The 14,400-nt window shown below is 41.2% G+C and carries 17 protein-coding genes; 15 read left to right on the forward strand and 2 right to left on the reverse strand.

From position 1 onward, the window contains the following. Positions 1-84 precede the first annotated feature (84 nt). The 4 genes from FZ945_RS01210 (at position 85) to FZ945_RS01225 (ending at position 3,258) form a co-directional block, all read left to right on the forward strand. Positions 85-762 carry a response regulator transcription factor gene (locus FZ945_RS01210; RefSeq protein WP_002940190.1) on the forward strand — a complete coding sequence of 226 codons (678 nt, stop codon included), beginning with the start codon at positions 85-87 and terminating at the stop codon, positions 760-762. Further along, positions 762-2,003, forward strand: coding sequence for an ArsS family sensor histidine kinase (locus FZ945_RS01215; protein WP_148801924.1), 1,242 nt, complete (start codon positions 762-764; stop codon positions 2,001-2,003). Before FZ945_RS01210 ends, FZ945_RS01215 begins: the two co-directional genes overlap by 1 nt. A 21-nt stretch (positions 2,004-2,024) precedes the next feature. Then, positions 2,025-2,462 carry a nucleotidyl cyclase domain-containing protein gene (locus FZ945_RS01220; protein ID WP_148801926.1) on the forward strand — a complete coding sequence of 146 codons (438 nt, stop codon included), beginning with the start codon at positions 2,025-2,027 and terminating at the stop codon, positions 2,460-2,462. A 616-nt stretch (positions 2,463-3,078) separates the two neighbouring features. Continuing rightward, on the forward strand, positions 3,079-3,258 hold the full coding sequence (locus FZ945_RS01225) for a transformation system protein (protein WP_148801928.1): 180 nt from the start codon (positions 3,079-3,081) through the stop codon (positions 3,256-3,258). A gap of 43 nt (positions 3,259-3,301) precedes the next feature. On the opposite strand, the gene FZ945_RS01230 is transcribed toward FZ945_RS01225, so the two are convergent. Next, positions 3,302-4,573, reverse strand: a complete 1,272-nt coding sequence (locus FZ945_RS01230; RefSeq protein WP_148801930.1) for an O-acetylhomoserine aminocarboxypropyltransferase/cysteine synthase family protein — start codon at positions 4,571-4,573, stop codon at positions 3,302-3,304. 107 nt (positions 4,574-4,680) lie between these two features. Between FZ945_RS01230 and FZ945_RS01235 the strand changes: the two genes are divergently transcribed. The 11 genes from FZ945_RS01235 to FZ945_RS01285 all read left to right on the forward strand — a co-directional run bounded on the left by FZ945_RS01235 (position 4,681) and on the right by FZ945_RS01285 (position 13,950). Further along, the gene (locus FZ945_RS01235) at positions 4,681-5,013 is read left to right on the forward strand and encodes a hypothetical protein (protein WP_148801932.1); all 333 of its coding nucleotides are present in this window, start codon (positions 4,681-4,683) and stop codon (positions 5,011-5,013) included. After that, on the forward strand, positions 5,010-5,633 hold the full coding sequence (locus FZ945_RS01240; protein ID WP_148801934.1) for an HAD family hydrolase: 624 nt from the start codon (positions 5,010-5,012) through the stop codon (positions 5,631-5,633). Before FZ945_RS01235 ends, FZ945_RS01240 begins: the two co-directional genes overlap by 4 nt. Positions 5,634-5,681: 48 nt before the next feature. Beyond that, the gene (locus FZ945_RS01245) at positions 5,682-5,936 is read left to right on the forward strand and encodes a DUF2018 family protein (RefSeq protein ID WP_148801936.1); all 255 of its coding nucleotides are present in this window, start codon (positions 5,682-5,684) and stop codon (positions 5,934-5,936) included. Beyond that, the gene (locus FZ945_RS01250; RefSeq protein ID WP_148801938.1) at positions 5,929-6,360 is read left to right on the forward strand and encodes a hypothetical protein; all 432 of its coding nucleotides are present in this window, start codon (positions 5,929-5,931) and stop codon (positions 6,358-6,360) included. Before FZ945_RS01245 ends, FZ945_RS01250 begins: the two co-directional genes overlap by 8 nt. Before the next feature lie 10 nt (positions 6,361-6,370). Next, positions 6,371-7,264: a polyprenyl synthetase family protein gene (locus FZ945_RS01255; protein WP_148801940.1), complete on the forward strand. Its 894-nt coding sequence runs from the start codon at positions 6,371-6,373 to the stop codon at positions 7,262-7,264. Next, positions 7,264-8,547 (forward strand): glutamyl-tRNA reductase, encoded by a 1,284-nt coding sequence (gene hemA, locus FZ945_RS01260; protein ID WP_148801942.1) that lies wholly within the window; start codon positions 7,264-7,266, stop codon positions 8,545-8,547. Before FZ945_RS01255 ends, hemA begins: the two co-directional genes overlap by 1 nt. Beyond that, positions 8,537-10,237: a proline--tRNA ligase gene (locus FZ945_RS01265; RefSeq protein ID WP_148801944.1), complete on the forward strand. Its 1,701-nt coding sequence runs from the start codon at positions 8,537-8,539 to the stop codon at positions 10,235-10,237. The genes hemA and FZ945_RS01265 overlap by 11 nt, the downstream gene beginning before the upstream one ends. Further along, entirely contained in the window at positions 10,234-10,665 is a 432-nt protein-coding gene (locus FZ945_RS01270; RefSeq protein ID WP_148801946.1) for an FxsA family protein, read from the forward strand. Before FZ945_RS01265 ends, FZ945_RS01270 begins: the two co-directional genes overlap by 4 nt. A gap of 8 nt (positions 10,666-10,673) precedes the next feature. Continuing rightward, complete coding sequence (gene hemC / locus FZ945_RS01275) at positions 10,674-11,603, forward strand: hydroxymethylbilane synthase (RefSeq protein WP_148801948.1); 930 nt, start codon at positions 10,674-10,676, stop codon at positions 11,601-11,603. 2 nt (positions 11,604-11,605) lie between these two features. Then, positions 11,606-11,956, forward strand: a complete 351-nt coding sequence (locus FZ945_RS01280; RefSeq protein WP_148801950.1) for an Imm10 family immunity protein — start codon at positions 11,606-11,608, stop codon at positions 11,954-11,956. Positions 11,957-12,141: 185 nt separating this feature from the next. Continuing rightward, the gene (locus FZ945_RS01285) at positions 12,142-13,950 is read left to right on the forward strand and encodes a menaquinone biosynthesis decarboxylase (protein WP_148801952.1); all 1,809 of its coding nucleotides are present in this window, start codon (positions 12,142-12,144) and stop codon (positions 13,948-13,950) included. A gap of 27 nt (positions 13,951-13,977) precedes the next feature. Here FZ945_RS01285 and FZ945_RS09715 read toward each other — a convergent pair whose 3' ends face one another. After that, the gene (locus FZ945_RS09715; RefSeq protein WP_187424139.1) at positions 13,978-14,145 is read right to left on the reverse strand and encodes a hypothetical protein; all 168 of its coding nucleotides are present in this window, start codon (positions 14,143-14,145) and stop codon (positions 13,978-13,980) included. Positions 14,146-14,400: the final 255 nt, after the last annotated feature.

Raw genomic sequence — 14,400 nt, forward strand, 5'->3', positions numbered from 1 at the left:
GAAATTTCAGCTCTTAACTCTTTTAAATTTTTAAAATCTTAATCTGCTATAATCCTTAAAAATAAATTTACAACAGGAAAGATCATGACTAGAATTTTAATGATAGAAGATGATATGGAGCTTGCTGAAATTTTAACCGAATACCTAGAAAACTACGATATCAAAGTAACGACGGCTGAAGAGCCATATATCGGACTATCTACCTTAAATACGAGCGAATTTGACCTAGTGATACTTGACCTCACTCTCCCTGGCATGGATGGACTAGAGGTTTGCAAAGAGATAAGAAAAAAGCACAACATCCCTATCATCATCTCAAGCGCAAGGCACGATATAACGGACAAAGTAAATGCCCTGGATAACGGTGCTGACGACTATCTACCAAAGCCTTATGACCCACAAGAGCTTCTTGCTCGCATCAAAAGTCATCTAAGAAGGCAGAGTATCGCTCCTGCAAATGAGGCAAGAAATTTAAACAAAGACTTGGTATTGAAAGAATTTGAGAGAGAAATTTTATTTAAAGGCAGCGTCTTAAATTTAACCGCAGCGGAGTATGACATCTTAAAATACCTGCTTCAAAAAGAGGGTGGGGCGGTCACTAGAGAGGAGCTCATCTACAACTGCGAGAGCATAAATGAAGATAGCTCAAACAAAAGTATCGACGTCATCATCGGTAGAATTCGCCAAAAACTAAATGAAAATCCAAAAGAGCCAAAATACATCCACGCGATCCGCGGCATCGGCTACAAGTTGGTTCTTTGATGCCAAGATCTTCTATATTTATCACGATAACGTTTATCTTTGGACTTGCGCTCGTTTCGATATTTCTAGCCTTTTTGTGGCTCATGGGCTTTGACAAGCAAAACTACACAAGAGAGCTAAATAACAAATACTCAAACGTCGCTAGGACAAATTTGCTCTACATGGGTGGCATCATAAACAAAGCCCAGTATGACCGTCAGCTCTCAAACATCGACATGCCAGAGATCACCACCAAAAATGAAAAAGAAGAAATTTTAAAAAATGCAGCCGTTTTAGAAGAAATTTCAAGTGATCTAGGATCTAGTGCTATCTTGCTTTATGATAAGCATCACTACCTAAAGATCGAGCATTTAGACGAGCTAAAGCTTTTGATGGATAAAGAATTTCAGCCTTATAGATACGAGGTGATAAAGGCTGTGTTTTTGGTGGTTGCAGTCATTTTGCTGGCTGCTTATATCTTTGTCATCTATAAGATAAAGCCGCTTAGAAAGCTAAAGCGTCAGATCGTTAAATTTGCAAATGGTGAGCTTGACGGCGTGCAAAATGTCGGCAACGGCAAGGATGAAATTTCTGAAGTTTCAGAGGCATTTTACGGTGCGGTTTGCCAGATCAAGGCGCTAAATGACTCAAGACATCTTTTCTTAAGAAATATCATGCACGAGCTAAAAACGCCTATCACAAAAGGGCTGATCGCCGCTCAAATGATAGAAAAAAGTAAAAATCAAGAGAGGCTCATCTCTGTCTTTCACAAGCTTGAAAATTTGATAAATGAGCTTGCTGCGATCGAGCAGATCACTTCAAAGATAGGGCTTACAAACAAAACGCCTTGTCTTATGAGAGATCTCATCGATGAGGCGATAGATATAGCGATGATCGAAAAAGAGCACGTTGGTATCAGCGAACTTGATGAGGTTAGGGTGATGGTTGATTTTAAGCTATTTTCAGTCGCTATAAAAAATATGATAGATAATGGCATAAAGTACTCAACCGATAAACACGTAAATATCATGGTTAGCAAGGATCATATGAAATTTATAACTCAAGGCGAGAAGCTAAAAAACGATCTTGACTTTTACATCCAGCCATTTATCAAGGGCGAGGATGCGCAAAAGAGCTTTGGTCTAGGTTTATATATAGTTAGCAACATCCTTGAGGCTCATGGACTAAAATTTGGCTATGAATACAAAAATGGAATGAATGTCTTTGCTTTTGAGAATTTACAAGATATAATAGCAACTTAAAAAATAATAATGGAGTGAAAAATGGCGGCAAAAATCTTCTCAGCAGTTGATCTTTTATCAATAATCGATCTTGAGATAGCAATAATCAAACGCTACAAAAACGTAAAGGACTATGCGAAAAATTTATCTTTGATATATTTTTCTTTACCAAACAGCAAAGAGTACGGCGAAATTTTTGAGAAAATTTTAAGACAAACTGACGTCGTTATAAGAGAAAATGAGCACTATGTAGTCGTGCTTCACGGCACAAACGAGAGAGGTGCTAGCGAGCTACTAACTGGCATACAAGAGTTTTTAAACGCTGAGCCAGTCGATCTTGTAGTGAGCTATCCAAGAGACGGCAAAGATGCTAAAGAGCTTACTGTCAAGCTACAAGACGAGATCAAGGACAACTACGGAGTTTTACTAGAAATGCTAGTAAATAACGATAAATTTGAAGTTTTCGAAGATATCGTTTGAGATAAATTTAATAAAATAATTTATTAGAAAATCCAATAAAAAGCAGGTAGTGTTAGCACTATCTGCACTTCTAACGTTATATTAGCTAAGAGTATTTTTAATTTAAACCTATTCTCTCTTAACAAAGAAGCAAACATTTAAATTTGTTTATATTGCTTTGCAAATTTTAAAATTCCATTCACCCCTAAGAATTGGCTACTAAAATTTGGCCTCGCTTACCGCTTAGCTCAAATTTTAGAGCCGAAATTACTCGTCCATAAAATTTTAAAATTTGCCAGAGCTGTATTAAATTTTATAAAACGCATGCAGTGTGAAGCACTATTGTATGCCACCTCTAACGTTGTCGAGGTTAAGGGATTGTTAAGGGGGAAGGGAGCGACTTCGTAATTCAAGTCCCCTTGTCTCCCTTTTGAATAATTTGAATAAAAAGAAATTTACAAATTTAATCAAGCTATTTTACAAATTTTAAAATTCCATTCACTCTCAAGAGTTGGTTATTAAAATTTGACTTAGCTTACAGCTTGGCTCAAATTTAGAGCCGAAAACAAATCCGTCCAGTCTCATTTTATTTTGCTTTTTATAAAATCACCAAAACACTAGCAAAATGGGAGGCAAAATGCTTGATATTATCATCCTTGCGGTCTTAGTATATTTTGCAATATTTTTATTTATGCTTTTTATACTCGCCTTTTTTGCATTTTGGTATATAAGCGTGCCGCTACTTGTTATCTATATCGTTATAAAATTTCTAAGGCAAGCAAAAGAGTGCGAGAGGACATGCGGCAAGTTTGAGTAAATTTTAAATTTCTAGCCCAAAATGAGCTAGAAATTTGACTTGTTTATTCCAAAGCTTGAGCAAGATCAGCTATCAGATCCTCGGCATTTTCAAGGCCTATGCTAACTCTTATGAGCTCTTTTGTGATGCCAGCTTTTACAAGCTCTTCGCTACTTAGCTGCTGGTGAGTTGTCGATGCTGGGTGTGTGATGAGCGACTTTGTATCGCCGATATTTACCACGATCTTAAAGAGTTTTACGCGCTCAAGCATCTTTTTTGCGCGCTCAAAGCTATCAGTCTCAAAGCAAAATAGTCCATTTGCCATGCCATCTTTAAAGTATTTTTGCGCCTTTGCGTGATCTACGTTGTCGGCAAGCCCTGGGTATGCCACACTTTTTATATGCTTGTGAGAGTTTAGAAATTTAGCCACTTTTAGGGCGTTTTGCGAGTGTCTCTCAACTCTAACAGCGAGCGTTTCAAGCCCTTGTATGAGCTGCCAAGAGTTAAACGGAGAGATCACAGCGCCGATGTCGCGCACGATGGCAAGCCTCATTCTTAGCGTGTAGATGTCAAAACGATCCGTCATATCAGCATATACGATGTCGTGATAGCTCGCATCTGGCACGTTAAAGTGCTCATATCTCTTGTTGCCTTTTAGCTTCTCGTTTAGGTGATTTGCGCTGACAACCACGCCTGCTAGGCTAAGACCCTGACCGCTCATATATTTGCTAGCGCTATGCACGCAAACATCGACTCCGTGGCGAAGTGGCTGAAAGATAATAGGCGTTGGCACGGTATTATCAGTGATGCTGATGATGCCATATTTGTTTGCGATTTCTACGATTTTTTCAATATTTGGGATAGAAATTTGCGGATTTGAAAGCGTTTCAAAAAATATAGCCCTAGTTTTTTCGTCTATCAAACTCTCTAGATCATCAGCGCTGTCGCTGTCAAAGACTCTAGCCTCTATGCCAAATCTTTTTAGTGTGTGCGTAAAAAGCACCGTCGTGCCGCCATAAATTTTCTTAGCGATGATGATATTATCGCCTGCTTGGGCTAAATTTATTATGCTGTAAAACAAAGCTGACTGACCGCTTGCAGTCGCTATCGCAGCGGCTCCGCCCTCAAGTGCGGCGACCCTTTTTTCAAAGATATCTGTCGTTGGGTTGCTAAGTCTTGTGTAGATGTAGCCACTATCTTTTAGATCAAACCTAGCAGCTGCTGTCTCGGCACTTCCAAAGTCATAAGCTGTGCTTTGAAAAATAGGCACAGCCATCGTGCCAAAGCCCTCGTTTGTGTCGTAGCCTACGTGGATCGCAGCGGTTTCTTGCCTCATTTTTGCTCCTTGTTTAAGTAATTTTGGCGTAAATTATACATTAGCAAAGCCAAAATTTAGGGGATAAAATCAAATTTTGATATAATTTGCCAAAAAAAAGGAAAAATTTGAACCAAGTCACGGACAAATTTAAGCGTGTAAAATATCTTCGTGCGCTAGAAAAATTTGCAAAATCAGCGATAAACGGGCTAAAAAGAGATAATTTTGACGAGACTGAATTTCGCCAAAGAGTAGAGAAAAATGCGAAAGTCATCGAAAAAGTAGAGGCTGTTTATCTTGATCAGCCATACTCAAAGGCGCTAGAAAATTTTATAAATTTGCTTATCAAAAATGCCCCAAAAGAGGAGCTTTTAAAGGCGGCAAATCTACTTGATAAGCTAAAAAATCAAAAGACATATAAGAAAGAAAAACATAAAAATAAATTTAAGGATGAGGATTGAAAGTAGTTATTTTTGATATGGATGGCACCGTGATCGATAGCGGCGAGGCAATATATAAAACGGTGAATGAAGTAAGAGATGAGCTAAATTTGCCGCCACTTGAAAAAGAATTTATCATAAAAGCGATCAACGAGCCAGGTAGAAATTTGGCCCTTGAGTTTTACGGCATCGACACGCCAAGCAGGAGCTTAAAAGAGGGGTTTGAAGAGAAATTTAAGAAATTTTACGATGAGTGTGCGACTACCTATGATGGCGTAAAAGAGCTTTTGCAAAAGTGCAAAGAGGCTAAATTTAAGATCGTTTTGGCAAGCAATGCACCGCACGATACGCTAGAGAAAATTTTAAAGAAAAATGAAATTTATGAGCTATTTGACGAGGTCATCGGCGCTAGCAAGGAGATACCGCAAAAGCCAGATCCTGCGATGCTTCATCTAGCTGTTAGTAGAACTAAAGCTAACAAGGCGATATTTGTAGGAGATAGCCTAAAAGACGAGCTGGCGGCTAAAAATGCAAATATGCCTTACGTGCAAGTTTGCTGGGGATTTGGCGAGGAGAGCAAAACTGCCACGTATAACGCTAAAAATGTTAGCGAGGCGTGGGAGATAATATTAAATTTTTAACTTAGTTTTAATTGGCTATAATCTTAAGAAATTTTCAAAGAAACAGCGATGATAGATATATTTGAGGGCAGTGCGAGGGATAAATTTTATGACATTTTGTTTAACGCAAATGCCGTTTTGGTTAAAAACGAGATAGATAAAATTTTTGAGAAATTTGTAGCTATGAACGAGCTTTGCGAAAAGCATGGCATTAGCGAAGATGAGATCAGAAATTTTATACTCTCAGAGCAAGATAAAATTTATAACGGAGTAAATGACCTATATATCGAGCTTAGCGGAGAAATTTTAAGCCAAAATGAGTAGAATTTTTGCGCTTGTGGCCTTGCTAGCCGCTCTTCTTTTTGCAAAAGAGCCAAATTTTGACCCAAATTCGGTGCATACATTTGAGCTTAAAAAAGATGAGTGGGCGAGGGTCTTTATAACCGAGAAAAAAACTCAAAAAGTTGAAACATTTGACTTTCGTTGGACGCTATTTGACAGCACAAATATCACTGTGCAAAGCTTTTTTAGGCGCTATCCAAGGCAGATGGTCTTTTCGCTAAGACAAGGACAAAACACCTACATGCAGCGAGTTTTGCCTGACTTTACTATGCCGCCAAACGAGAGCGTGAGCCTTTATATATCATTTATTGATTTTAGGGACAAAAAGGCGCATTTTAGGGTGGCGCTGCTAGATGAGAGCAAGCGTGTGGATGTGGGTTTTAGAGATCCGCACGAGGATAAATAGAAGGATAAAAATGGATAAAATCGATGAAATAATGAGCAAATTTATAAGCGAGCTTGGCTACAAAGAGGCGTTTGAGATGTTTTTAAAGATAAGCTCAGGCAAGAAGCTACGCTCAAAACTTCTTTTAAAGATCGCAGGCGAGAGTGAAATTTCTCTTAAGCTTTGCGCTATCATCGAGCTCATCCACCTTGCAAGCTTATTACACGACGACGTAATAGACGAGGCAAATATAAGACGCGGCAAACCAAGCATAAACGCACTTTTTGGCAGTAAAAACTCAGTCATGCTAGGCGACATCCTCTACTCAAAGGCTTATTTTGAGCTTACAAAATTTGATCCAAGCATCGCAGCTGTCATCTCAGATGCGGTCAGTAAGCTAAGCATCGGCGAGATGATGGATGTGAAAATGGCTGAAAATTTTAATGAAAATGAGCAAGAATACTTAAAAATGATCTATTATAAAACAGCTGTTTTGATAGAAGCTACGGCTATTTGCGGGGCAAAGCTAGCTGGCAAAGATAGTGAGAAATTTGGCCTTTATGGCAAAAATTTAGGTCTTGCATTTCAGATCGTTGATGATATCTTAGACATCACTCAAGATGAAAAAACGCTTGGCAAACCAGCGCTTAACGACTTTGTCGAGGGCAAAACGACACTCCCATACATTTATCTTTATAAGAGCCTGGACGAGGCTGGCAGGGCAAAGCTTAGATCGCTTTGGGCAAAGAAGTTAAATTCGGACGAAATTTCATGGCTAAAAGAAAATTTTGATAAAACTAGCTCGCTTAGTAAAGCTATAAATGAAGCCAAAAGGCTTGGAAGTGAGGCGATAGAAGCGATAAAAGAGTATAAAAACGCCGAGCTTGAAGGGATCATAAAAAGCATGATAGATAGGGAATTTTGATGCACTATTTAGACATAAGTTTTACATATAAAAATACTGATATTTCGGTCAGAGAAAAGCTTGCATTTGATAGTGACGAGAAAAAAGAGCAAATTTTAAAGCTGATAAACTCAAACAAAAACATAAAAGAGAGCATGGTGCTAAACACCTGCAACCGCGTCGAGATCATAGCTAGCGTGGAGGATGTAAAGGCTGCCACTGCTCATATCATCAGGTGTATGTCGATATTTTCAGGTGTTTTTGAAGATGAGCTTTATGAGAGAGCTGACATCTATGAAAATAGCGGTGCCGCCCACCACCTATTTGCTGTGGCAAGCTCGCTTGATAGCCTAGTCGTTGGCGAAACGCAGATAGTTGGCCAGCTAAAAAATGCCTTTAAATTTGCTTATGACAACAACTCGTGTGGCGAAGATATCAGTAAGATCATCCACTACGCATGTAAGTGCGCTGCCAAGGTTAGAAACGAAACTCAAATTTCTAAAAACCCGATCTCAGTTTCAAGCGTCGCCGTGGCAAAAGCAAAAGAAATTTTTGGCACGCTTGAGGGCAAAACGGCTATCGTCGTGGGCGCTGGCGAGATGGGCGAGCTAGCAGCAAAGCACCTCATATCAAGCGGCGCAGAGGTGATCATTATAAACAGAAGCTCCGAGCGCGTTGAGCAGTTAGTTGATAGCTTAGGAGATAGCGCGAGCTGGGATAGCATATTAAAGCTAAAAGAGTATGTAAATAACTACGATCTCATCTTCTCAAGCACCGCAGCCCCGCACGCCATCATCACAGGAGAGATCATCGAGCCAAGAGAATTTCACAGATACTTTTTTGATATCGCCGTGCCAAGAGACATCGATCTTTTAAACACAGAGCTTATCAGCGTCTATACGGTTGATAGCTTAGAGGAGATCGTGCGTAAAAATTTAGCCCTAAGAGAGGAGCAGGCACAAAAGGCCTACTCGATCGTCGGTCAAGACACGAGCGAGTTTTTAAAGACTTTAAAAGAAGATATGAGCGTGCCTCTTATAAAATCAATCCGCAAGCAGGCTGAAATTTGCGCGAAAAATGAGCTAGAAAAGGCGATGAAAAAAGGCTATTTAAAACATAGCGATTATGATGAGGCGCGAAAGCTCATTCATCAAGTCTTTAAAGCCTTTTTGCACCAGCCAACGATGAAGCTAAAAGGGCTTGCAGACGAGGAGAGAGCGAGCGAGCTTTCAAACGGAGTTAAATTTTTATTTGATATAAAAGATGAACAAAATTTTCAAGCAGGAGATATAGATGAAATTTAGTAAATTTTACGCCCCAACTACCAAAGAAGCGCCAAAAGATGCATCTTTACCAAGTCATCAGTTTTTGATAAGGGGCGGCTTTGTCGAGCAGATCGGCTCTGGGCTTTACAACTATCTGCCGCTTGGAAAGATCATGCATGATAAAATTTCACGCGTGGTAAAAGAGGAGATGAACGAGGCTGGAGCGCTAGAGGTGAGCTTTAGCGTGGTCACTTCAGGCGAGCTTTGGAAGCAAAGTGGCCGCTACAACGTCTTTGGCAAGGAGCTTTTGCGCTTTAAAGATAGAAAAGAAAATGACTTTGTCATAAGCCCGACAAACGAAGAGGCGGCCGTTGCTTTGGTGCGTGGCAAGGTGACTAGCTACAAGCAGCTACCACTAAATTTATACCAGATAAACACTAAATTTCGTGACGAGGCAAGACCACGCTTTGGCTTGCTAAGAGGGCGAGAATTTACGATGAAAGATGGTTATAGTTTTCACTCTAGCAAAGAGGATCTTAAGCGTGAGTTTGACCTTATGGAGGCAACTTACAGCAAAATTTTTACCCGTCTAGGGCTAAATTTTAGAGCTGTTGAGGCTGATAGCGGAGCCATAGGAGGAAGTGGCAGTAAAGAATTTATGGTGCTTGCAAGTAACGGAGAGGACGACATACTTTGCTGTGAAGCTTGCAGATACGCTGCAAACGTCGAGGCGGCAAGACGCGAGCCAAGAGTTAGTGAGGCTGAAGCGCCAGAGGCGGACGCGGCTAAATTTCTAACGCCAAATGCAAAAACTATAAAAGATGTCGCTGAGTTTTTCAAAGTTAGCGAGTTTTACTGCATAAAAGCTGTTATGAAAAAGGCGATTTATGAGGAGAAAGAGGAGGTTGTGGTCTTTTTTGTAAGGGGCGATGACGAGCTTCAAGAGACAAAGGCGCAAAACGCTTGCAAGGCGCTAGAGCTTGTCGATGCTAGCGAGGCCGACGTGGCCAAAGCTGGGCTTGTGGCTGGATTTTGTGGGCCAGTTGGGCTAAAAGATGTGAAATTTTTTATAGATAACGAGCTAAGGGGCGCAAATAACATGATATGCGGCGCTAACGAGAAGGACTATCACTTTGTTGGCGTTAGTGTTAGTGGATTTAACGAGGAGAGATTTAAAGACCTTGTAAAGGTAAAAGAGGGCGATAAATGCCCAGTTTGTGGTGGAAATTTAAAACTTAGCAAAGGCATAGAAGTCGGTCATATCTTTCAGCTAGGCGATAAATATTCAGCTGCGATGAATGCGACATATCTTGACGAAAATGGCAAGGCAAAGCCATTTTTGATGGGCTGCTATGGCATTGGCATAAGCAGGCTGATCGCTGTGATGATAGAGGCTAGCCACGATGAGAAGGGCTGCATCTGGAAAAAAGAGTGCGCGCCGTTTGATGTGGAGATCATCATCTCAAATTTAAAAGATGAAGCGGGCGTGAAATTTGCATTTGAGCTTTATGAGAGCCTTAAAAAAGCTGGCGTTAGCGTCATCATCGATGATAGAAACGAGAGATTTGGCGTTAAGATGAATGATTTTGAACTTATCGGCTTTCCTTATGCGCTGCTTGTGGGTAAAGAATTTGCAAATGGCAAGGTCGAGTTTATCACAAGAGATGGGCTAAGCAAAGAGGCCATAGGCGCAGACGACGCCTTTAGAAAGATAAAAGATAGCTTATGAGATTTTTCGCATTTTTGTTTTTTTTGATAGAAGCGGTCTTTATCTATCTTTTTGTTGATAAATTTGGCTTTTTGAACTACTTTCTTGAAGTGTTGGTCTCTGGATTTGTTGGCATCGCACTTCTTTTTAATGCTGGATTTTCTAGTTTGAATTCGCCTCAAGTGGCATTTAAAAGCTTTCTTGGCGGAAATTTATTCAGCCAGCTAGGGCTTAGTTTTGGCGGAGCGCTGCTATTTTTACCAGGGATTTTGACAGATGTTTTTGGTATCGCTGTGATCGTTTTTTCTTTGATATTTAAGAAAAATGCAGCGAAAAATGAGAGCTATCAGGAGTTTAAATTTCAAAATTTTAGCGAGCGCACCCCAAGAGAAAATGAAGGCGAGATCATCGACGTTGAGGTCATCGAAGAGCCAAAAAGAGTAAATTAGGAGAGATGATGAAAGAGATAAAAATAGCAACTAGAAAGAGCATCTTAGCGCTTTGGCAAAGCGAGCATATCAAGGCTAGGATCGAGGCGCAGCACAAGGGCGTGAAGGTCGTGCTTGAGGGCATGAAGACAAAGGGCGACGTGATACTTGACACGCCACTTGCAAAGATCGGTGGCAAAGGGCTTTTTACAAAAGAGCTTGAAGATAGCATGCTAAAAGGCGAGACCGATATCGCGGTGCATAGCCTAAAAGACGTGCCAGTAGTCTTTCCAGAAGGGCTTAAGCTAGCTGCCATTTGCTCACGCGAGGACACGAGAGATGCGATGATAAGTGAGAAATTTGCTAAATTTAGCGACCTACCGCACGGCGCAAAGGTTGGCACAACGAGCCTACGCCGTAAGATGCAGCTACTTATCATGAGGCCTGATCTTGAGATCATCTCGCTTCGTGGAAACGTGCAAACTCGCCTACGCAAGCTAAAAGAGGGCGAATTTGACGCGATCATTTTGGCGATGGCTGGCATAAACCGCCTAAATATCAAGGCTGAAGTGGCACACATCTACACATTTGGCTTTGACGAGATGATACCTGCGATGGGTCAGGGTGCTCTTGGCGTCGAGGCTAGAGACGAGAAGCAAATTTTAGAGCAGATTGACTTTCTAAATGACGAAAATGCGGTTATAGAAACGACCATAGAGCGTGACTTCGTAAGCGTTTTAGAGGGCGGCTGCCAAGTGCCAATAGGCATCAGCGCAAGGCTACAAGGGGATGAAATTTCTATCAATGCGATCGTTGGCCTGCCTGATGGAAGCGAGTTTATAAAAGATAGCTTAAAGACTAGCAAGGATAAATTTCAAAGTGTCGGCAAGGAGCTAGCGTATAAATTTATAGAAAAAGGGGCGAAAGAGCTTTTAAAACGCGCCGAGGAGATGGCGTAAGCGTGTTTGAGCTAAAATTTAAAGCAAAAGCCCTAAGCGCTACCAAAAATAGCAAAGACAACTACTACATGATCGGTCTTGCAGACGATAAATATAACTACAAAAACTACATAATCTTTCAAAGACCGATCAAACTAAAAAAGGGCGATGACGAAAACGCCGAGATAAACGGCCTATACGCCGAGTGTAACGGCGATGTTTGCTACAACGCTTGCAAAAGGGTGAAGATCACTGATAAGAGCATCATTTTTGAGGTGCAAGATAGTCTCATTTGCGTAGATACCGAGGATGTTAAGCTTAATGAGCGCTTTATGAAATATAGCAAAGAGATCTTTGGCGAGCTGCTAGAGTAGTCGTAAATTTAATAATTTGCCTGCTGTTACGCTACTTTTTTACCCACGATGATAGTTCATAAATTTATTATCTTTGCGATAAAAAATAAAAACGCACAAACTGACTTTGCGTGCAATAACAAAATATTAGCATCGCCTTTTTTATCAAATTTTAGCTATCATCCTTAAAAATTTAAGGGAAAAATATGGACTACATCAAGCTTTTAAAAGATAATGGCCTACTTAGAGTGATCGAGGAGCCAGTAGATATCGACCTAGAGATCGCGCACGCTAGCTACATCGAGGTCAAACGCGCGGGCTCGCAAGCGCTACTTTTTACAAATCCAGTCTGCAAAAAAACTGGGCGTAAATTTGCCCCAGTGCTTACAAATATCTACGGCTCAAAAAGGGCACTTGAGCTGATATTTGGTCGTGATCCCGACGAGATCACAGCTGAGATAGAAAAGCTTTTAAAGCCCAAAAAACCTGAAAATTTCAAAGAAAAGCTTGACTTTTTGGCCTATCTTTTTAGCATGAGAAAGATTTTTACCAAAAGGCTAAAGGGTGAGGGCGAGTGCCAGCAGGTCAAATTTATAGGCGAGGCGGCTGATCTTTTGAGCTTACCTGCGCTAAAGACTTGGCCACATGACGGAGGTGCTTTTATTACGATGGGGCAGGTTTATACGCAAAGTCTTGACGGCGCGCTGCAAAATTTAGGCATGTATAGACTGCAAATTTATGACAAAAATCGCCTTGGTATGCACTGGCAGATCCACAAAGACGGCGCAAATTTCTTTCACGAGTACAAGCGTGCAGGTCGTAAAATGCCAGTTTCGGTGGCGATCGGTGGCGATCCACTCTACATCTGGTGCGCTCAAGCGCCGCTGCCAAAGGGTGTCTTTGAACTGCTGCTTTACGGCTTTATACGCAAAGAGCCAGCAAAGCTCGTAAAGTCGCTCACTAATGAAATTTACGTCCCGCAAGACGCAGACTACGTGATCGAGGGCTTTGTCGATACGACTAAGAGCGAGCTTGAGGGGCCATTTGGCGATCACACTGGCTTTTACACGCCGGTTGAGCCGTTTCCAGTGATGGAGGTCACGGCGATAACGAGCAAGCGCGAGCCCGTATTTCATGCGACCGTGGTTGGCAAGCCGCCGCTTGAGGATAAGTACATGGGCTGGGCGACGGAGCGCATTTTCTTACCGCTTTTGCGAACGACCGTGCCAGAGCTACTAGACTACAATATGCCTGAAAATGGCGTCTTTCACAACCTTATCCTAGCCAAGATCAACGCCCTTTATCCAGCGCACGCAAAGCAGGCGATGCATGCGTTTTGGGGAGTTGGGCAGATGAGCTTTGTAAAGCATGCGATCTTTGTGGGTAACGATGCACCAGAGCTAGCAGAATACGACAAATTTGCGGACTTTGTGCTTGATAGATTTGGTAGTGAGAGTGTGCTGATAAGCCAAGGTGTGTGTGATCAGCTCGATCATGCGAGCCCAAACTCATGCTTTGGTGGCAAGCTAGGCATCGACGCGACGCAGGACTTTTGTAAATTTAGCCCTGCGGTTTTAAATGATGACGAGCTTTTGGCTAAATTTCAAAGCGTTGTGCCAAATGTTAAGGAGCTTAGGCAGTTTAAAAAGCAGAGTAAAACGCCTATTTGTGTGGTGAAATTTGAAAAAGATCGCCCTGTAAAAGAGCTATTTGAAAAGCTTTTGACGTTTAGGGAGTTTTTTAAGCTTCTAGTCGTAGTGGATATACAAAACTACCTAGAAAACCCATATATGCTGCTTTGGCGTGTGACAAATAACATAGATGCCTTGCGTGATATCTATATTGATAGTGAAAATTTCTGCGTGGATGCGACGAGCAAAGACGAGCTAGAGGACTATACTCGTGGCTGGCCTATGCAAACTGACTGCGAGCGCGAAGTGGTGGCTGAGCTTGTAAAGCGTGGTGTGGTGAAAGATGAGCCAAAGCTTTTTCATAAATTTGAGATATTTGGGTAGGGTTGTAGCCTAGTGGCTTTGACATGCTCATGCGCAAAAGTGGCAAGAAAATGCGCTCAGCCGCCCAACCATACACTTATATCTAAGTGGCGACTTGTCGGTCGTAGTCGTGTAAAATGCTGGCCTCTGTTTGTTGGTTGTCTCCATCGCTAAAAATGGCTCAACCCATGTATAAAAGTCAGTGTGATCGCTCAAGCTCGCTCTTGGCCGTATAGGCAAAGCTCTTGGTTGTTAAGCTTTAAATTTGATTTAGCATTTTGGCTTGATAAAATTGCTTTTAAATTTAAAAGATTGGTTTTTGTACTTAAAAATGGCTTAGTTTAAGGCCATTTTTATACTTCGACATAAATTTTTTGCTATTTTTGTGAAAATTTCTAGTTAAATTTGGTTGGCTTGGTTGGCTTGAAAACTACCAAATTTACATCAGCAAACACAAATTTTTAAATTTAG

This window comes from Campylobacter concisus (genome assembly GCF_902460535.1).
GTDB lineage: Bacteria > Campylobacterota > Campylobacteria > Campylobacterales > Campylobacteraceae > Campylobacter_A > Campylobacter_A concisus_AS.

Bases quoted from the DNA above. Each gene is read 5' to 3' on its own strand.
- FZ945_RS01210 (WP_002940190.1), top strand. From the start codon at position 85: ATGACTAGAATTTTAATGATAGAAGATGATATGGAGCTTGCTGAAATT.
- FZ945_RS01255 (WP_148801940.1), top strand. From the start codon at position 6,371: ATGGATAAAATCGATGAAATAATGAGCAAATTTATAAGCGAGCTTGGC.
- hemA (WP_148801942.1), top strand. From the start codon at position 7,264: ATGCACTATTTAGACATAAGTTTTACATATAAAAATACTGATATTTCG.
- FZ945_RS01270 (WP_148801946.1), top strand. From the start codon at position 10,234: ATGAGATTTTTCGCATTTTTGTTTTTTTTGATAGAAGCGGTCTTTATC.
- FZ945_RS01225 (WP_148801928.1), top strand. From the start codon at position 3,079: ATGCTTGATATTATCATCCTTGCGGTCTTAGTATATTTTGCAATATTT.
- FZ945_RS01245 (WP_148801936.1), top strand. From the start codon at position 5,682: ATGATAGATATATTTGAGGGCAGTGCGAGGGATAAATTTTATGACATT.
- FZ945_RS01250 (WP_148801938.1), top strand. From the start codon at position 5,929: ATGAGTAGAATTTTTGCGCTTGTGGCCTTGCTAGCCGCTCTTCTTTTT.
- FZ945_RS01215 (WP_148801924.1), top strand. From the start codon at position 762: ATGCCAAGATCTTCTATATTTATCACGATAACGTTTATCTTTGGACTT.
- FZ945_RS01285 (WP_148801952.1), top strand. From the start codon at position 12,142: ATGGACTACATCAAGCTTTTAAAAGATAATGGCCTACTTAGAGTGATC.
- FZ945_RS01265 (WP_148801944.1), top strand. From the start codon at position 8,537: ATGAAATTTAGTAAATTTTACGCCCCAACTACCAAAGAAGCGCCAAAA.
- FZ945_RS01230 (WP_148801930.1), bottom strand. From the start codon at position 4,573: ATGAGGCAAGAAACCGCTGCGATCCACGTAGGCTACGACACAAACGAG.
- FZ945_RS01220 (WP_148801926.1), top strand. From the start codon at position 2,025: ATGGCGGCAAAAATCTTCTCAGCAGTTGATCTTTTATCAATAATCGAT.
- hemC (WP_148801948.1), top strand. From the start codon at position 10,674: ATGAAAGAGATAAAAATAGCAACTAGAAAGAGCATCTTAGCGCTTTGG.